Source organism: Rhizobacter sp., assembly GCA_019635355.1.
GTDB lineage: Bacteria > Pseudomonadota > Gammaproteobacteria > Burkholderiales > Burkholderiaceae_C > Rhizobacter.
The window spans coordinates 3,849,220-3,865,654 of sequence record JAHBZQ010000001.1 but is presented as its reverse complement, the minus strand read 5'-3'; the positions used below and the strand labels follow the sequence as shown (position 1 = coordinate 3,865,654).

Below are 16,435 nucleotides of genomic sequence, written 5' to 3'. Positions count from 1 at the left end.
TCCTGCCCCACCCCTTTGAGGAGACACACATGCGCAAGACGCTGTTCACCGCCGTACTCGCCCTGCTGAGCTTCACCGCAGCCGCCACCACCACCGTCACCGGCACCTTCGACGGCGGCGGACGCACCTACGGCACCTCGTGCAACGGCTCGTCGGAGAGCCAGCAGCCCGTCTTCCTCCTGAAGGACGGCGCGACGCTGCAGAACGTGGTCATCAACAAGAACGCCGCCGACGGTGTGCATTGCGAAGGCAACTGCAACATCAACAACGTGGTCTGGCAGGACGTCTGCGAAGACGCCGCCACCATGAAGGGCGGCAGCGGCAAGATCATGCGCATCCGCGGCGGCTCGGCCGCCAACGCGAGCGACAAGGTGTTCCAGCACAACGGCAAGGGCAGCACCATCAGCATCGACAGCTTCAAGACCACCGGCAGCATCGGCAAGCTGTATCGCTCGTGCGGCAACTGCGAAAGCAACGGCGGCCCGCGCAAGGTCAACATCAACAACGTGCAGCTCGAGAAGGTCACCGCCTCGGTGGTCGGCGTGAACTCCAACTACGGCGACGTGGCCACGATCCGGGCCGTCAAGATCAAGGGCTACAAGGCCGGCAGCCCGCAGGTCTGTGTGGAATACCGCGGTGTGCAGAAGGGCAGCGAGTCGCCCAAGCTCGGCGAACGCTGGGGCACCGCCGCCTGCAACGTGCGCCGGACCGACATCAGCGCCTATTGAGCCCACTCAACCCACCGAGCCACCCGCGCCGACGACACACGTGTCTTGTCGGCGCCGCGCTGAGCGCCGGCGCGCTGGCCCTGCTCGCCGCCTGCACGCCCTCGTCTGACGCCCCCCGCAGCGCCACCGCCGCCCCGCCGGCCGCGCGCTACGAAGCGCTGGTCACCAACCCGCACCTGCAGCACGTGCGCGCCGCGAGCGGCGTGGTCTGGGCCACCGGCACCGATGGCGCCGTGTGGCGCAGCACCGATGGCGGGCGGGCGTGGCAAGAGGGCCGCACAGCCACGCCGGAGACGCTGCGCGCGCTGACCCCGCTCGGCGGCACCGGCCGCCTCGTGGCCGTGGGCCACCAGGGCAGCTTGCTGGTGTCGGATGACCAGGGCCAGACCTGGCAGCCCCGCGCCTCACACGTCGACCAGGACCTGCTCGCCATCGCCGCCGACACCCGCGGCCAGCGCGTGGTCGCGGTCGGCATGGGCGGGCGCATCGTGCAGTCGGGCGATGGCGGCGACCATTGGAGCCCCGTTCCTACGCCCCACGCCGGTGGGCTCGGCCTCGTCGCCTACGAGCCGCGCAGCCGCCACTTCGTCGCCCTGGGTGAACACGGCGCGCTCTCGCTCTTGTCCGACAACGCGGAGGGCTGGCAACACCGCACGCTCGACCCCGGGCACACGCTGACGGCACTCGTCGCACACGCCGGCACACTGTGGGCCGGCAGTGCGCAGGGGGGCCTTTTCCGCTCGACCGATGGCGGCCTGAACTGGTCTCGCACGAGCCTCGGCGTGCCGGAATACATTGCCCGCCTGTGGGCCTCGCCCGACGGGCGCACCGTGGTCGCCGTGGGCAACGCCGGCCTGCTCGCGAGTTCGCACGACGGCGGCCTGCGCTGGCGTGTGCAACGCGGCCCGAAGCACTACCTCTCGGCGCTGGCCGCGCATCCACGCGAAGCGGTGCTGGTGGCGGCCGGCGACGGCGGCGTCGTGATGCGCTCCACCGACCAGGGCCGCCGCTGGCAACGCATCGCCCTGCCCACACAGGAAAACCTCGAAGACCTGGCAGTCGACGCCGCGAGCGGTGCCTTCGTCGCCGTCGGCCGCGGTGGCCTGGTGCTCGCCTCGCACGACACCGGCCTCACCTGGCAGATCGTGCGCCAGGGCATGCCGGAGTACGTGCACCAGGTGCTCACCGACCCGGTGAGCGGCCGCCTGATGGCCTTCGGCATCCAGCGCACGCTGGCCACGTCGGACGACGGCGGCCACCGCTGGACGCCGCAGGTGATGACCCAGCTCGCCGAGCCGGCCTATCTCTTCGATGCGAGCCTCGACCCGGCCAGCGGCGCCATCGTGGTGGCGGGCGGGCAGGCGTCGATGCTCGCGACACACGACGGTGGCCGCAGCTGGCATCACCACACCGAGGCACAAGGCGAGGACTTCGTCGCCAGCGTCGCCCACCCACCGACGGGCGCGGTCTACCTCGTCGGCAACGCCGGCCACATGCTGCGCGTGCGCGAGGGCCGGCACGCCGAGCCGATGCCCGCGGCGACGAGCGCCAACTACCACGGCGTGCTCGCCGACCCGCGCAGCGGCGCGCTGCTGGCCTTCGGCGAAGGCGGCGTCATCACCCGCTCGACCGACGGCCGCCAGTGGGCCCGCGTCGACCACGGCAGCACCGACGACCTGCACGGCGGCCTCGTCGACCAGGCGAGCGGCATCGCCCTGCTCGTCGGGGCCAACGGCCGTGTGCTGCGCAGCACCGACGCGGGCCTGCACTGGCAGCGCATCGAGGTGCCGACCGCTCAGCCGCTGGCCCGGGCCACCGCCGACCCGGGGAGCGGCGCGTGGTTCATCACCGGCGGCCAAGGCACGTTGCTGCGCTCCACCGACCGAGGCCTCACCTGGACCACCGTGCCGACGGGCACCCAGGCCTTCCTGCGCGGCCTCTTGCCGCTGCCCGACGGCGAGCTGCTGATCGCGGGGCGCGACGGCACGCTGCTGCGGTCCATCGATGGAGGATTGGCGTGGCGCCCCATCGACACCCACACCCGCGCACGCCTGAAGGGCATCGCCCGGCACGCACCGAGCGGCGACCTCGTGGCCTATGGCGACCGCTTGATCTGGCTGAAGCGGCTCCCCTGAGCCGGGCTCAGGGTTTGGTGGGCTTGCCCTGCTTGGGCGGCGGCGCGAGTGGCTTCACATCGCCGCAGTCAGCGCCCAGCCACTTGGCGTTCATCGTCATCTGGGTGTTGCGCGGCTCGCCCTTGCGCTGGCTGACGGTGGTGACCTTCACCGTGTAGCGCTCGGGGCTCGCGATGTTGGCCTCGCCCTCGCTCTCGCTCGGCGGCTGCGTGCACACCGAGCGCCACTTCCACTGCGTGGCGGTGCGGGTGATGAAGTCGGTCTTGCAGCTGCCTTCGTCGCTGCGCCAGCGGCCTTCGTCGAGCTGCTCGCGCGTGAGGCACATCTTCATGTTGTTGACACCACCGCTGATGTCCATGCCACGCTGCTTCATCATGGCTTCCATCTGCTTGCGCGCCTCGGGCGGCATGTTGGCCATCTGCTGCGACATGTCGGGCGCCTTCTGCCCATCGATCGTGCGCTCGCTCGTCACCTGCCAGAGCCCCGGCTTGATCGGCGGCGCGGTCTGCGCATGGGCCACGGCGGCACACGCCGCCACCAGACCGAGCACCCGCCAACGGATGAGGCTCTTGGTTTTCATCGACGCGCGCTCCGGCTGAGAGTGAAGAACAGCCGCTACTGGACCACAGGCGCGTCCGGCAGTTCATTGGGATTTGCCTCAGGGCCGGCCCAGGGGAAGTGACGGTCGAGCAGCTGGCTCACCGCGTCGACCGCCGCGTTGAGGCCGCCCTCGTAGTCACCGCGGCGGAAGGCCTCGGCCATGCCCTTGGTGAGGCCACGCCACTGCTCGGCGCTCACATGCCGGTTGAGCCCGCGGTCGGCCACGATCTCGATCGCATGCTCGGCCAGCAGCAGGTAGATCAGCACGCCGTTGTTGTGCTCGGTGTCCCACACGCGCAGCTTGCCGAACATCGTGACCGCGCGCTCGCGCGGCGTGGCGTTGCGCCACAGGTATGACAAGGGCAGGCCCGCTTCCACGCAGATGCGGATCTCGCCGCTGTGGCCGCGCTCGCTTTGCGCGACACGCTGTTGCAGGCGCTTGAGCGTTCCGTCGCCCAAGGCGCGGCGGGCATCGGCTTCGTCGAGCCATCGGTGTTTGAGGATGCGAAAAAGGCGATTCATCTCACCAGTCCCCTGAGGCACCACCGCCACCGAAGTCACCGCCACCACCCGAGCTGAAGCCACCGCCGTCGGAGCCGCCACCCCAGCCGCCACCACCTCCGCCACCCCAGATGATGGGCGCGCCGCCGCCTCGCCGCGAGCCGACGCCCATCACCCCCACCAGCACGAGTGCGACGAGTGCCGCGCCACCGGCGATGAAGAGGCTCGTCGTGAGCCACCAGCCGAGGCCACCCGCCGCGCCTGCGGTCGCCAGCGAGCCGAGCTTGCGGCCGAAGACCGAGGTGAGGATGGCGCCCGCAATCGGCACGCCGACGAAGAAGAAGATCGCGATGTCTTCGAGGTCGAAGCCGCTGCTGCCACGCGCCCGATCCGACGGCGACGGCTCGGGCAGCCCTTCGCTGCCGATGCGCTCGGCCAGCCGGTCCACCGCCGCGTTGAGGCCACCCGCGAAATCACCCGCGCGAAACGCCGGCGTGATGCGGTCGTTGATGATCTGCTTGGCCGCGAGATCGGGCACCGCCCCTTCGAGCGCCTTGGCCACCTCGATGCGCACCTTGCGGTCGTTCTTCGCGACGACGATGAGCAGCCCGTCGCCCACGTCGCGGCGGCCGATCTTCCACGCGTCGCCCACACGTTGCGCATAGGCGGCGATGTCTTCCGGCTGCGTGCTCGCGACCATCAGCACCACGAGCTGCGAGCCACGCTGGCGCTCGATGCCTTCGAGCTTGGCGGTCAGCGCCTGCACCTGCGCCGGCGTGAGCGTGCCGGTCTGGTCGATCACGCGGCCCGACAGCGGCGGCACGGGCTGCACGTCCTGCGCGTGCAGCGGCGACACCGCTGCCAGCAGCAGGACGAAGAGCCACGCCAAGGCCTGGCGCATCACAGGCCGCTTACTTCGAGGCCGGCTTGTCGAAGTTCACCGCCGGCGGCGTGGAGATCTGCGCCTCGTTCTGCACGGTGAAGTTCGGCTTGGGGTCGTAGTTGAAGACCATCGCCGTCAGGTTGCTCGGGAAGCTGCGCGCGAGCACGTTGTAGTCGGCCACGGCCTTGATGTAGCGGTTGCGTGCCACGGTGATGCGGTTCTCGGTGCCTTCGAGCTGCACGCGCAGGTCCTGGAAGCCCTGGTTGGCCTTCAGGTTCGGGTAGTTCTCGCTCACCACCAGCAGGCGGCTCAGCGCGCTGCTCAGCTCGCCCTGGGCCTGCTGGAACTTGTTGAAGGCCTCGGGGTTGTTGAGCGTCTCGGGCGTGACCTGGATGCTCGTCGCCTTGGCGCGTGCTTCCACCACCTTGGTGAGCGTCTCCTGCTCGAAGTTGGCCTCGCCCTTCACCGTGGCCACGATGTTGGGGATGAGGTCGGCGCGGCGCTGGTACTGGTTCAGCACTTCCGACCAGGCGGCCTTGGTCTGCTCGTCAAGGCGCTGGAAGTCGTTGTAGCCGCAGCCGCTGAGGCCCAGGGTGGCAGCAAGAGCGAACGCGGCAAGCCAGAGTCGTTTGGTCGTCATCGTGTGTCCTAGAAGCCGAGGCGGGGCGATGCTACCCCGGCGCACCAGATGCGGGGCGCGCTCGGCAATTCAAGGGGCAGGGATACTCGCCCGCATGTCGTTGCTCCACGAAGCCCTGCGTGCCGGCCACGCACCCATGCCGCGCGCCGCGGCGGGCCCGCGCGTGCTGGTGTGCGGCGGCGCCGGCGCCCTCGGCTCGGCGCTGCTCGAACAGCTGCTCGCCGCTCGGCGCCACGCGCAGGTGAGCGTGTTCACCACCCAGCCGCTGCAGACCGGGCTGCGCGGCCTGCACACGCTCGCATGGCGCGAGCACGACGACACGCCACTCGCACCGACCGCCGTCGTGGTGTTCGACCGCGAGCGCGGCGTCAACGGCCGCGAGCTGGTGTTCTACCGGCCGCAGCCCGAGCACTTGCCCGAGCTTGCCGCGCAGTTGCACGCGCGCGGCGTGCGCCACCTGCTGATCGTGATGCCGCACACGCAGGCCATGCTGCCCGAGGCGCTGAAACGTGGCCTCGCGAGCCTCGACGAACAGGCCGTGGCGGCGCTCGGCTTCGAGCACCTGGTCTTCGTGCGCTCGGCGCAGGCGCCCGATCGTGTGCAGCACGAGAACCCCGCCCAGCGCCTCGCGCACTGGATGCTCTCGCAGCTGCAGATGATGGTGCCCGAGCGGCAGCGGCCGGTGCGGGCCGCCAAGGTGGCCGCGTTCGCGGCGCGGCTGGCGGCGGTGCTGCCGCAGTCGGCCCCCGGCACACGCGTGGTGCCGCCCGAGCTGATGTGGGACGCGAGCCAGGCCCGCAACGCCGCGGCCGTGGCCGACGAATGGCTGGCCGGAAACCTCAGCGCCCCTGCGCGGCCTGCGACGCCGCCACCGCCATCGCCACCCTGAGCGCCGGTGGCGGTGGGCGCCAGCGCGCGGCCTCCTTCACCAGGGCTTCGCGCTCGCGGCGCGACACCGGCCGCAGCTGATCGGCCACCCAGGCCACGCGCGCCTTGTTCGCCTCGCCGTGGCGGCCCATCTGCGCGAGTTCGCGGTCGGGGTTGTGCAAAAGCGTCGCGAGCCACACCGCTTCGACTGGCGTGAGCTGGTCGGCCGGCTTGCGGAAGAAGTGGCGTGACGCCGCCTGCGCACCGCACTGGCCGTCGCCCCAGGGCGCGAGCGACAGATAGAGGTTCAGTTGCCGCGCCTTGCCGAGCGTGCGGTCGATCTCCACCGCATACAGCAGCTCGCGCAGCTTGCGGCTGTGGTGGCGGCTATCGCCGGTGTAGAGCAGCTTGGCGAGCTGCTGCGAGACGGTGCTGCCGCCCGCGGTCGCCCCCTCGTGGCGCTGGTTGCCGAACCAGGCCGCCACGATCTCCTGCAGGTCGTAGCCGGGGTGCTCGTAGTAGCGCTGGTCTTCGGCGGCGATCACGGCGCGTGGCAGCCAGGGGCCGAAATCGGTCACCGCGTCGCCGCAGGCCGGCTGGGCGTTGAGCAAGGCCTCGGTGCCCAAGCCCGAGACCTGCAGGCCATCGAGCCGGGGCTTGATCTCCCACGCGTGCGACGGCCAGCGCCATTGCGCCTTCACATTCACCCGCCCTTCGATGCGGGCATGGTGGAACTCGGGGATGTCGCGCTGGAAGAGCGCGAACGCCCGCACCGCCGGCTCGTCGACGATGCGGAACTGCAGCACCAGCTGCTGCCGCTCGATGCGCGACGACCAGCGCCCTTGCAGCGGCTCTTTCCCCTCGCCGAGCGCGAAGTGGCCTTGCAGGTTCATCTCCATGTCGGGCACGACGGTGAGCTCCACCCGCGACAGCCGCAGCGGCTCACGCCCGAGCCCGCCCACCGGCAGCGTGCAGGGCGCACACACCGCGCGCCAGGTGTTGGGCGCATTGACCGCCTGCCAGTGCACCGTGCCGTAGGGCGTGCGGAACGCGCGGCCTTCCATCAGGCGCAGGGTGAAGGGGTGGCTCGCGATGCGCAGCAGGGCCGGCATGCTCAGCTCGCGCTCGAACGGCCCGAGTTGCACCGTGCGTGTCCACTCGCCCGGCGCCGGCTGCAGGGCCCGCAGGATGAAGAACACCGCCAGCGCCACGCCCACGAGCAGCGCGCACGACACCCCGATCAGCCATTTCAGAAAGGTCTTCACAACGCCCTCGCCACGGTGACGGCCCGCCATGGGCCGGTGGATTGGCCGAGCGCCGCCGCCCAGAACCAGCTCGACGCATCGGTGAACGCCTCGCCCTTCGCATCGACGATGCGTTCGCACACGCGCAGCCGCTGCCCGTCGCGTTCGGCGACGAAGCAGCGCCACAGCTGCGATTGACCATCACGCTCCAGCCGCGTGTCGGCGATCGAATAGCCGATCGCGCGGTAGCAATCGGCTGCCGGGTGCAGCATGCGCGTGGGCTCGCGCACCTCGCGCAAGACCAGCGTGTGCTCGCCGTCGGTCATGCGCGCGATGTGGCCGGGGAAACGCTCGGCAAAGCGGGCCTCGAAGGCGCCCAGCGCGAGCGGTCGCAGCGGGCGCCCTTCCCACGCCACCGGCCACTCGGGAGCCGCCACGCTGGCACGCGCGCCGGCATCGGCCTCACGCCCCAGCGGCGCGAGCGCACACGCTGTGAGGCCCAGCACGATGCCGAGTCGGGCGAGCCCGGGTTCAGTCCTGCGCATCGCGGCCTCCCCGCATCACCCCCACGACACCGGCACATACCGCCACCAGCACCACGAGGCCCACACCTTGATGCACCGCATCGGACACCTGCGACTGCTGCGCTTCCAGCGCCACCAGCACGCTGTTGCGCAGCACATTGCCCACGAGCACCAGCGCGCCGACGGCCGGCAGGCGCGCCAGCATCGCGCGGTCGCGCAGGCCGCTGAAGGCCGCCACCACGCAAGCACAGAAGTACGCCATCCACACCATCTGCACGCCGGAGCACGGCGCATCGACGATCACCTGGCGACCCTGCACGATCATCGTGGTGCCGCTGCGCTCGGCGGCCAGGCCGGCGAGCTGCAGCACCCAGGTGCTGATCTCCGCGGTGACCACCCGCAGCGGGTAGCCCGCATAGAACTGCAGCGACGACACCACCGGCAAGGCCAGCACGGCGAGGCCCGCCACCGGCAGCCAGGGCTGGCCCGAGGGCATCACGCTGCGCAAGGCCGTGGCGAGCGACAGCACGGCCAACACCGCGCCGAGCAGGGGCGGCAGGTGGAAGAGCGCGAGCGTGGCCAGTGCCGTCAAGGCCGCGGCGGCGTAGACCCAGCCCTGGCGTGGTGCGCCCCGCAGGAGCGGCTCGCGCCGCACGACCCAGACCAGCAGCGCCACCAGCGCCGCCACGCCCAGCGGGTCGTCCGACCCGTCGGCGAGCCGCGCACCGGCCCAACGCCAGTGCGGCCACAGGGCGGCGGCGTGCAGCCCCAGCCAGGCGAGGGGCGACACGGTCTCGAAACGCGTCTGCCAACGCGCCAGCGGATGCAGTGCGATTGCGGTGGCCATCGTTCACTCCTTGCGGCGGCGACGCGAGGGCCACACGCCGGCCACGACCACGCCGAGCACGACCAGCAGCGCGGCAAGTGCGCCCGGCTCCGGCGTGCTCGGCACTTCGGCGCCGATGGCCTGGTCGCTCACGCCTTCGGGCAGCGGCGAGGGCTGGTCGACCTGCGGAGTCTGCGCGGGGTTGGGGTTGCGCACCCGCTGGTCGACGGCGATGAAGCTCGTGTACTGCGTGAGCAGGCTGTAGGTGAGGCCGAGCTCGGTGATCTGCGCCTTCTGCGTGCTGCCGCCTTCCAGCGCCTCCTGGTCGCTCAAGGCGGCGATGCGCTGGCGCGCCCACAGCTGGCGCAGCGCCGAGGGGCCCCGGCCGTTTGGCGCGGCAGTGAGGACCTGGCGGTAGGGGCCATCGGCGGCACGGCCTTCGATGACGAAGCGGCCCTCCCACGCGCCACGCCACTTGCCCATCACCACCACCGGGCGGCCGCCCAGCACGTCGGGCAGTTGCAGCGGCTCCACGTCATAGGTGTCGAGGCCTTCGAACGAGGCCTTCACCTGCGTGAGCACCGGCGCCTCGATGATGCGGCGCAAGCGCTCGGCCTGCGCGGCGGCCTGCTCGGGCTTGGTCACGATGAAGGCCTCGCCCTGGCCGGCGCGCGCCATGCCTTCGATGAGATGGCGGTTCACGCTCGTGCCGATGCCGAACGAGAACACGTTGAACTGGTTGAGGTTCTGGCGGATGAGGCGGAACACCTCGGCCTCGACGCTCACGTAGCCGTCGGTCACGAAGATCACGCTGCGCGACACCTCCTCGGCCTTGGGCAGCGCGGCCACGCGCTTGAGCGCGGGCACGATCTCGGTGCTGCCGCCACCGCCCATTTCGTGGATCGTGCGGATGGCCTGATCGATGTTGGCGCGCGTGGCCGGCACCGAGGCGGGCGAGAGCATGCGGCTGCTGCCGGAGAAGAGCATCACGTTGAAGGTGTCGCTCGGGCGCAGGCTGCCGATCAGGTTGCGCAGCAGCACCTTGGCGGTGTCCAGCGGGTAGCCGTGCATCGAGCCCGAGATGTCGACCACGAAGATGTAGTCGCGCGGGTTGATCTGGCGCGGCGCCACCGCCTTCGGCGGCTCGACCATTGCGAGGAAGAAGTTCTCGTCGCCCTCGCCCTCCCCACGGTAGAGCACCAGGCCCGACTCGATGCGGTCTCCGGCCAAGCGGTAGTTCAGGGTGAAGTCGCGGTTGTTCGCCGGCTTGTCGGTGGGTTTGAGCGAAACCGCGGCATGCGTGCTGCCGAGGCCATCGACCATCACCTCGTGCGAGGGCGAGGCGACCTCCTTCACCACGAGCGGCGTGTCGAGCGACACCCGCAAGGCGAACGACGCGTTCGACGCGACACCTTGCTTCAGGTACGCACCGCCGACGGCCCCGCCGTTGTCGGCCGCAGCGGCCGGGCTGTTGTAGCGCGGGCCCACCACCGTCGGGAAGACGAACGCGTATTGCGCGTCGGTCGGGCGCAGCAGCTCGGTGTAGCGCAGCTCCACCGCCACGTCGTCGCCGGGCAGGATGTTGGCCACCTTCATCTCGAAGACGTTGGGCCGGCGCTGCTCGAGCAGCGCGCTCGTCTTGCCCTCGCGCTTGGCGGCCTGGTACTCGATGCGCGCCGCTTCCTTTTCCTTGATGCGGGCGGTGAGCACCCGCTCGCCGAGCGTCACCTTCATCGCGTAGACGGCCGCCTGCGTCGAGCCCGGGAACACATACCGCGCCTCGATCGGCCGCTGGCCTTCGTTGCGGTAGTGCTGCGTCACCGTGACGTCGGCGATCACGCCGGCGATCTTCACGTCGACCGAGGTCGACTTGAGCGGCAGCCGGTCGGTGCCGGGCTCGCTGCTGTTGACGGCGAAATACGGGCTCTCGGCCTTGAGCGCTTCCGAATCGTCGGCGTGGGCCGGCGACCAGAACAGCATCAAGAGCGCCGAGAAGAGCGCAAGGGCCATGCACCACAGCACACGGCCGGTGCGACTGAGCGGTTGATAGGGGATGAGCGGGCGTGACATGGATCCTCTCCTGGGCAAGCCACCGGGCGGTGGTGGTGCGAAGAGGATCGGCGCCGTGCTCGAAGCCGGTTTGAAGCCTGAAAGCGGCTGTGTGAAGACTGCGTGAACCGCACGACAGCCGCGATACTGGCGCCTCGTTCAACCCGGAGGAGAGATTGATGAAGCACCTGATCCTGTCGGCCGCCCTGCTGGCCCTCGCCGCCCCCTCGTTCGCCGCCAGCAAGCCCTGCGACGAGCTGAAGTCGGAGATCGCCGCCAAGCTCGACGAGAAGAAGGTCGCCGGCTACCAGCTCGACATCGTCGACACCGACAAGGTGGGCGACGCCAAGGTGGTGGGCAGCTGCGACGGCGGCAAGAAGAAGATCGTCTACAGCAAGAAGTAAACGATCGCGCGTCTCAACCGGCCAGCGGCAGCGTCACGGTGGCCACGGCACCACCGTCGCTGCCATTGCGCAGCGTCACCCGGCCTTCGTGCAGCTCGGCAATCTCTTTCACGAAGGGCAGACCCAGGCCGGTGCTCTTCTTGCGCGACTGCGGGCGCGCCAGCGAATAGAACTTCTCGAACACTTTGTCTTCGGCGTAGTCGGGAATGCCCGGGCCGTGGTCACGCACGGTGATCTCGGCGTGCTGGTGCTGGCGTTTCAGCGCCAGCGTGACGGTGCCGCCGGCGGGTGAGAAGTCGAGCGCGTTGTCGACCAGGTTCGACACCGCGCGCTGCAGCAGGAAGGCGTCGCCCTGCACGGTGGCGTCATCGCCCTCCTCCAGCACCACCCGCAGGCCACGCGCGGCGGCGGCCGGCTGCACACTCACCACCAGCTCCTGCAGCAGCGTGCGCAAGGGCACGGCCACCGGCGCGTCGAGCGTGCGGCGCGATTCGAGCGCCGTCAGCTCCATCATGCGGTCGACCAGCTCCTGGATGCGCTGCGTTTCGCGCGCGATGTTGGCCACGAAGCGCGCGCGGTCGGCATCGGGCATCGGCTCCTGCAGCAGCTCGGCCGCGCCGCGGATGGCCGAGAGCGGGCTCTTCACTTCGTGCGTGAGCGTCTGCACGTAGTCGGCCACATAGTTGCGGCCGGCGAGGGCATCGCGCATCTCGTCATACGCCGCGCCGATGGCCTTCAGCGCACGCCGCGTGAGCCGCGGCAGGCTGAAGCTGCGCTGCGCCTTCACGTAGCGCACGTAGTCGGCCACCACGCCGAACGGGCGCACCAGCCACACCGACAGGATCACCACCAGCAGCAGCACCGCCACCACCGAGGTGGTGCCAACCAGGAGCGTCTTGCGCCGTGCCGCCTGCACGAACTGGCCGAAGCTCTGCACCGGCTTGCCCACGCTCACCGCACCGACGATGGCGCCGCCCACACGGATGGGCACCGCCACGTACATCACCGCGCTTTGGGCATCGCCTTCCACGTCGGGCGTGGTGCGGGCGCCGTACTCGCCTTGCAGCGCACGGCGGATGTCGCGCCACAGCGAGTGGTCGGCGCCGAGGAAGCGGTTGGTGGAGTCGAACACCACCGTGCCACCGCGGTCGACCACCGTCATGCGCAGCTCGACACGGGTCTTCTCGAAGCCGTAGATGTCGGCCTTGAAGCGGCGCGCGTAGAGCGCCTGGAAGACGGGGCCAAGCGCGTCGACCTGCAGCGTGCCGTCGCGCGAGCTGCCTTCGAGCAGGGTGGCCATCAGCTGCGCTGTTTCGACGAGGTTCTCCTCGGCGGACTCGCGGTAGCGCGGGTCGATGTCCTGCAGCTGGCGGTACATCAGGAGGCCGACGCCGATCGCGTAGGCCAGCAGGATGCCGAGGAAGATCCGGGTTCTCTTCGTCACGAAGAGGGGGGCGTGGGAGGCAGATCTTCGGCGAGCGCGTAGCCGCTGCCGCGGTGCGTGCGGATGGGCTCCAACGTGGGTGCGACGAGCTTCATCTTGGCGCGCACGGTCTTCACATGCGCGTCGACCGTCCGGTCGAGGCTCTCGGTGTCGTCACCCCACACACGCGCGAGCAACGTGTCGCGGCTGAACACATGGCCGGGGCGTGAGGCAAGCGTCTGCACCAGGCCGAACTCGTAGCGCGAGAGTTCGAGCGGCTTGCCGTAGAAGCGGATCTGGCGCTTGCCCTCGTCCACCACCAGCGGCAATGCCGCCGCTGCAGCGGGAGCCGCGGCCGCCTTGGCACTGCGCCGCAGGATGGAGCGCACCCGCGCCACCAGCTCGCGCGGCGAGAAGGGCTTGGCCACGTAGTCGTCGGCGCCGAGCTCCAGCCCCACCACACGGTCGATCTCGTCGCTGCGTGCGGTGAGGAAGACCACCGGCACGTCGGCCACCTCGCGCAGGCGCTTGAAGACTTCGAAGCCGCTGGTGTCGGGCAGGCCGACGTCGAGGATCACGAGCGCAGGCGGCTGGGCCTTGAACTGGGCGACGGCCTCTTCACCCGTCGCCGCCCAACTCGGCTCGAAACCATCCGTCCGCAACGCGTACTGCAGCGTGTCGGCGATGCCGGGTTCGTCCTCGACGATCAGAACCCTCGGCTTCATTCGTTGGGCAGGAAACCTTCGATGGAGAGATAGCGCTCGCCGGTGTCGTAGTTGAAGCCGAGCACGGTCGCGCCCTTCGCAATGTCGGGCAGCTTCTGCGAGATCGCGGCCAGTGTGGCGCCCGACGAGATGCCCACCAGCAGCCCCTCTTCGCGCGCCGAGCGGCGGGCCATCTCCTTGGCCGCCTCGGCCTCGACCTGGATCACGCCGTCGAGCAGGTCGGTGTGCAGGTTCTTCGGGATGAAGCCGGCGCCGATGCCCTGGATCGGGTGCGGGCTCGGCTTGCCGCCGCTGATCACGGGCGAGGCGGTGGGCTCGACCGCGAACACCTTGAGCTTCGGCCACAGGCCCTTCAACACCTTGGCGCAGCCGGTGATGTGGCCGCCGGTGCCCACGCCGGTGATCAGCACGTCGACGCCACCGGGGAAGTCGGCCGCGATCTCCTGGGCGGTGGTGCGCACGTGCACGTCGATGTTGGCCGCGTTGTCGAACTGCTGCGGCATCCAAGCGCCGGGCGTGGCGGCCACGATCTCGGTGGCCTTGGCGATGGCGCCGTTCATGCCTTTCTCGCGCGGCGTGAGCACGAAGCTCGCGCCGTAGGCGAGCATCAGGCGGCGGCGCTCGACGCTCATGCTCTCGGGCATCACGAGGACCAGCTTGTAGCCCTTGACGGCCGCCACCATCGCAAGCCCCACGCCGGTGTTGCCCGAGGTCGGCTCGACGATGGTGCCGCCGGCCTTCAAGGTGCCGCTGGCTTCGGCCGCCTCGATCATCGACAGCGCGATGCGGTCCTTGATCGAGCCGCCGGGGTTGGCACGCTCGCTCTTCACGTACACGCTGTGCGTGTTGCCGAACAGGCGGTTGATGCGGATGTGCGGCGTGTTGCCGATGGTCTGCAGGACGTTCTGGGCCAGCATGTCAGTCTCCTGTGGGTGGGTTGCGCGGTACGGAACGGGTGCCCGTGCCGGAGAGCGTTCAATGATAGGCGTCGCCCACCGTTTGCACCTGGCCCAGGGCGGCTTGATTGATTCACCCCTCAAGGAGAGAGACACACATGTTCAAGAAGATCCAAACCGGACGGTTCATCCGCCGCGCACTGGCCGGCACCGGCCTGACCCTCGCGACCCTCGCCGCGTGGGCCACCAACGTGAGCGGCACCTGGAACATGTCGGTCACCACCCCCGCCGGCAGTGGCAACCCCACTTTCGTGCTCAAGCAGGACGGCGAAAAGGTCAGCGGCACCTACCAGGGCGCCTTCGGCTCGGCCGATGTGACCGGCACGCTCAAGGGCGATGTGCTGACCCTCCGCTACAACTCGGGCAACGGCCCCATCACCTACACCGGCAAGGTCAGCGGCAAGAAGGTCGAAGGCACCACCGACATGGGCACGATCGGCAAGGGCACGTTCAGCGGCAGCTTGAAGTAGGGCAGGTCGCCGCCCCGGGGGGGCCTGCGACAATCGCCGCATGTTCGCCCCCCTCCAAAACGACAGCTTCCTGCGCGCCTGCCTGCGCCAGCCCACCGACCACACGCCCGTCTGGCTCATGCGCCAGGCCGGCCGCTACCTGCCGGAGTACCGCGCCACCCGCGCCAAGGCCGGCAGCTTCATGGGCCTGGCGACCAACACCGACTTCGCCACCGAGGTCACGCTGCAGCCGCTCGAGCGCTACAAGCTCGACGCGGCCATCCTCTTCAGCGACATCCTCACCATCCCCGACGCGATGGGCCTGGGCTTGAGCTTCGCGATGGGCGAAGGCCCGAAGTTCGCCCACCCGGTGCGCGACGAAGCCGCCGTCGCCCAGCTCGCCGTGCCCGACCTGGACAAGCTGCGCTACGTCTTCGACGCCGTCACCTCCATCCGCAAGGCCCTCAACGGCCGGGTGCCGCTGATCGGCTTCTCGGGCAGCCCCTGGACGCTCGCCTGCTACATGGTCGAAGGCGCCGGCTCCGACGACTACCGGCTGGTCAAGACCATGCTCTACAGCCGGCCCGACCTGCTGCACAAGATGCTCGCGGTCAACGCCGACGCGGTCGCCGCCTACCTCAACGCCCAGATCGACGCCGGCGCCCAGGCGGTGATGGTGTTCGACAGCTGGGGCGGCGTGCTGGCCGACGGCGCCTTCCAATCGTTCAGCCTCGACTACACCCGCCGCGCGCTGGCGCAGGTGAAGCGCGAGCACGAAGGCCGGCGCATCCCGCACATCGTCTTCACAAAGGGTGGCGGCGGTTGGCTGGAAGAGATCGCCGCCCTGGGCTGCGACGTGGTCGGCCTCGACTGGACGGTGAGCCTCGCCTCGGCGCGCAAACGCATCGGCCAGTTCACCGCGCTGCAGGGCAACCTCGACCCGGCGGTGCTCTTCGCCTCGCCCGACCAGGTGCGCGCCGAGGTCATCAAGACGCTCGACAGCTTCGGCCCCTGGAAGGCCGACTACCGCCCGGTCGGCCACATCTTCAACCTCGGCCACGGCATCAGCCAGCACACACCTCCGGAAAGCGTGGCGGCCCTGGTCGACGCGGTGCACGAGCACTCGCCCAGCCTGCACCGATAGCCTCCGGCTTCGGTTGCAGTTGGTTGCATCTTTCTGGAACGGCCGGCAGTGCTTTCCCGGTGAGCGAGCACTCAGGGCTTGACTTATCCCCAAAACCGCGAACGGTCCCCCAGTAGGACAAGACCGCCGCAGCGCACCATCAGTATTTCTGATTAGGTTGCTAAGTCCTTGATTTCATTGGAGCTGCGATTTGCTTCGAAAGTGAGCAACGCAGCGCGAAGGCCCGAAAATCAAGGCTCTAGCGTCATTTTTGGCAGGTTCCCCACAAAGTTATCCACAAGAGTCGTGGAAACTTTCAAAAGAGCTGAAAAATCAGCCACTTAGGAATCATTCCTAA

At 69.6% G+C, this 16,435-nt stretch carries 17 protein-coding genes; 6 read left to right on the top strand and 11 right to left on the bottom strand.

Annotation, left to right across the window (positions count from 1 at the left end; translation table 11 throughout):
- Window positions 1-29: 29 nt before the first annotated feature.
- Together KF892_17775 and KF892_17770 are read left to right on the top strand one after the other, a co-directional pair.
- Window positions 30-728, top strand: a complete 699-nt coding sequence (locus KF892_17775) for a pectate lyase (GenBank protein ID MBX3626873.1) — start codon at window positions 30-32, stop codon at window positions 726-728.
- Window positions 725-2,863: a hypothetical protein gene (locus KF892_17770; GenBank protein ID MBX3626872.1), complete on the top strand. Its 2,139-nt coding sequence runs from the start codon at window positions 725-727 to the stop codon at window positions 2,861-2,863. The genes KF892_17775 and KF892_17770 overlap by 4 nt, the downstream gene beginning before the upstream one ends.
- 7 nt (window positions 2,864-2,870) lie before the next feature.
- Here KF892_17770 and KF892_17765 read toward each other — a convergent pair whose 3' ends face one another.
- Genes KF892_17765 through KF892_17750 form a run of 4 tightly spaced genes read right to left on the bottom strand, consistent with a single transcriptional unit; the run spans window position 2,871 to window position 5,487 of the window.
- Window positions 2,871-3,443, bottom strand: coding sequence for a DUF3617 domain-containing protein (locus KF892_17765; GenBank protein MBX3626871.1), 573 nt, complete (start codon window positions 3,441-3,443; stop codon window positions 2,871-2,873).
- A gap of 35 nt (window positions 3,444-3,478) precedes the next feature.
- Window positions 3,479-3,985 (bottom strand): TPM domain-containing protein, encoded by a 507-nt coding sequence (locus KF892_17760; protein ID MBX3626870.1) that lies wholly within the window; start codon window positions 3,983-3,985, stop codon window positions 3,479-3,481.
- 1 nt (window position 3,986) lies between these two features.
- Window positions 3,987-4,865, bottom strand: a complete 879-nt coding sequence (locus tag KF892_17755; protein ID MBX3626869.1) for a TPM domain-containing protein — start codon at window positions 4,863-4,865, stop codon at window positions 3,987-3,989.
- A gap of 10 nt (window positions 4,866-4,875) precedes the next feature.
- Window positions 4,876-5,487: a LemA family protein gene (locus tag KF892_17750; GenBank protein MBX3626868.1), complete on the bottom strand. Its 612-nt coding sequence runs from the start codon at window positions 5,485-5,487 to the stop codon at window positions 4,876-4,878.
- Between the two features lie 94 nt (window positions 5,488-5,581).
- Here KF892_17750 and KF892_17745 point away from each other — a divergent pair, with 94 nt between their 5' ends.
- Window positions 5,582-6,376 carry a hypothetical protein gene (locus KF892_17745; GenBank protein ID MBX3626867.1) on the top strand — a complete coding sequence of 265 codons (795 nt, stop codon included), beginning with the start codon at window positions 5,582-5,584 and terminating at the stop codon, window positions 6,374-6,376.
- Here the strand turns inward: KF892_17745 and KF892_17740 are convergent.
- The 4 genes from KF892_17740 to KF892_17725 are packed head-to-tail and all read right to left on the bottom strand — an operon-like array spanning window position 6,327 to window position 11,018.
- Window positions 6,327-7,619: a transglycosylase domain-containing protein gene (locus tag KF892_17740; protein ID MBX3626866.1), complete on the bottom strand. Its 1,293-nt coding sequence runs from the start codon at window positions 7,617-7,619 to the stop codon at window positions 6,327-6,329. The genes KF892_17745 and KF892_17740 overlap by 50 nt on opposite strands.
- Complete coding sequence (locus KF892_17735; GenBank protein MBX3626865.1) at window positions 7,616-8,143, bottom strand: hypothetical protein; 528 nt, start codon at window positions 8,141-8,143, stop codon at window positions 7,616-7,618. Before KF892_17735 ends, KF892_17740 begins: the two co-directional genes overlap by 4 nt.
- Entirely contained in the window at window positions 8,130-8,969 is an 840-nt protein-coding gene (gene xrtQ, locus KF892_17730; protein ID MBX3626864.1) for an exosortase Q, read from the bottom strand. The genes KF892_17735 and xrtQ overlap by 14 nt, the downstream gene beginning before the upstream one ends.
- Window positions 8,970-8,972: 3 nt before the next feature.
- On the bottom strand, window positions 8,973-11,018 hold the full coding sequence (locus KF892_17725; GenBank protein MBX3626863.1) for a VWA domain-containing protein: 2,046 nt from the start codon (window positions 11,016-11,018) through the stop codon (window positions 8,973-8,975).
- Between the two features lie 158 nt (window positions 11,019-11,176).
- Here KF892_17725 and KF892_17720 point away from each other — a divergent pair, with 158 nt between their 5' ends.
- Window positions 11,177-11,401: a DUF1161 domain-containing protein gene (locus KF892_17720; protein MBX3626862.1), complete on the top strand. Its 225-nt coding sequence runs from the start codon at window positions 11,177-11,179 to the stop codon at window positions 11,399-11,401.
- Between the two features lie 13 nt (window positions 11,402-11,414).
- Here the strand turns inward: KF892_17720 and creC are convergent, their stop codons facing one another.
- Genes creC through cysK form a run of 3 tightly spaced genes read right to left on the bottom strand, consistent with a single transcriptional unit; the run spans window position 11,415 to window position 14,466 of the window.
- The gene (gene creC / locus KF892_17715) at window positions 11,415-12,845 is read right to left on the bottom strand and encodes a two-component system sensor histidine kinase CreC (GenBank protein ID MBX3626861.1); all 1,431 of its coding nucleotides are present in this window, start codon (window positions 12,843-12,845) and stop codon (window positions 11,415-11,417) included.
- Complete coding sequence (gene creB, locus KF892_17710) at window positions 12,842-13,549, bottom strand: two-component system response regulator CreB (GenBank protein MBX3626860.1); 708 nt, start codon at window positions 13,547-13,549, stop codon at window positions 12,842-12,844. Before creB ends, creC begins: the two co-directional genes overlap by 4 nt.
- Entirely contained in the window at window positions 13,546-14,466 is a 921-nt protein-coding gene (gene cysK / locus KF892_17705; protein MBX3626859.1) for a cysteine synthase A, read from the bottom strand. Before cysK ends, creB begins: the two co-directional genes overlap by 4 nt.
- A 137-nt stretch (window positions 14,467-14,603) precedes the next feature.
- Here cysK and KF892_17700 point away from each other — a divergent pair, with 137 nt between their 5' ends.
- Together KF892_17700 and hemE are read left to right on the top strand one after the other, a co-directional pair.
- A complete protein-coding gene (locus KF892_17700; GenBank protein MBX3626858.1) occupies window positions 14,604-14,975 on the top strand; it encodes a hypothetical protein in 372 nt (123 codons plus the stop codon).
- Window positions 14,976-15,015: 40 nt separating this feature from the next.
- Complete coding sequence (gene hemE, locus KF892_17695; protein ID MBX3626857.1) at window positions 15,016-16,098, top strand: uroporphyrinogen decarboxylase; 1,083 nt, start codon at window positions 15,016-15,018, stop codon at window positions 16,096-16,098.
- Window positions 16,099-16,435 lie beyond the last annotated feature (337 nt).